General features: G+C 73.9%; 1 protein-coding gene and 1 pseudogene. One reads left to right on the forward strand and one right to left on the reverse strand.

All coding sequences use genetic code 11. The annotated features are described in order from the left end of the window. Positions 1–598: pseudogene (locus tag IY392_RS13930) on the reverse strand (MFS transporter); the annotation flags it as partial. Between the two features lie 77 nt (positions 599–675). On the opposite strand from IY392_RS13930, the gene IY392_RS13935 reads away from it, so the two are divergent. Beyond that, a partial coding sequence (locus tag IY392_RS13935) for an SRPBCC domain-containing protein (RefSeq protein ID WP_194861533.1) occupies positions 676–1,254 on the forward strand: 579 nt, incomplete at its 3' end.

The raw sequence follows: 1,254 nt of genomic DNA on the forward strand, positions 1-1,254 counted from the left end.
ACCCAGCGGTGCGCAGTCGCAGGGGGTGCGCGGCCAGGGCGGCGAGTGCACAGGCGACGCCGGCCGCGCTCATCTGGACCACGACCGACGCCCCGATGCCGGCGGCGAACGACCCCCCGGCGGCACCGAGGACCGCCCCGAGCGACCAGACGGCGTGGAATCGATTGATCAGGGACCGGCCGTGCCGCAGCTGCACGCGGATGCCGTGGGCGTTCATGGCCACGTCGGTGACGGCATCGCACACGCCGAAGATCAGCAGCAGACCGGCGAACACCCCCGCTACCGGGGAGAGCGCGAGCAGCGCGGCGACGAGCGAGGTCAGCACCATCGCCGCCACAGCCACCGCCCCATCCGGACGCCGACGCATCAGTGCGGGGGCGAGCAGTCCCCCCACCAGGGCGCCGGCCGGGAAGCACGCCATCGCCAGACCGAAACCGGCCGGGCCCAGGTCCAGTGCGAACTTGAGGTCCGGCAGGCGGGGGACGATGGCCCCGAAGATCGCCCCGTTGGCGGCGAAGAGCAGAACCGTGGCGGCCACCGGCCCCCGCAGTCCGGTCCCGCGTCCGCCCGGGTCCACCGCCCCTCCCGTCGCGATCACGACCGTCAGACTACGTCGTGCCCCCACGCCGGTAGCGTTGACCACGGTAACGGTCGGACGGGTGGTGGGAGCGCGACATGTACGGGGTGACGGCAGGGATCGAGGCCACGGACGAGAGCCGTCACGTGGTGTGCCGCGTGCCGCTTCCGGTGCCCCCGCAGGTGGTGTGGGACGCGGTCTCCACCGGCGAGGGGATCTCGTCCTGGTTCGTGCCCTGCGCGCTGGAACCGCAGGTCGGCGGGCGCATCGTGCAGTTCGCCGATCCCGGCGCCCCCGACCCCACGACCGGTCCGGAGGCCGCCGCCGAGGCGATGCTCACCGCGACGGTCGGCGAGATCACGGTGTTCTCGCCCCCCGCCGGCGGTGCACCCGGGGAGTTCACCTTCGAGGAACACCACTGGATGGGCGAGGGGGTCCCGGTTCCCCCCTGGACGACCTCGTGCGAGATCGCCGACGCCGGCGAGGGCGGCACCGTCCTGACCCTGCGGTCCGGGTTCGCCTCGGGCGGGCAGCTCGCGGAGGAGTCGATCGACGGCAGCGTGAGCGGGTGGGCCCAGTCCCTCACCGTCCTCGCGCACCGGCTCACCCACAGGCCGGGCGACGGCGTGGTGACCGTCCACGCGGCCACCGACCCGGTCGCGTCGTCGGTTCCCGAG

Source organism: Dietzia sp. SYD-A1 (genome assembly GCF_015356725.1).
In the GTDB taxonomy this organism is placed as follows: domain Bacteria; phylum Actinomycetota; class Actinomycetes; order Mycobacteriales; family Mycobacteriaceae; genus Dietzia.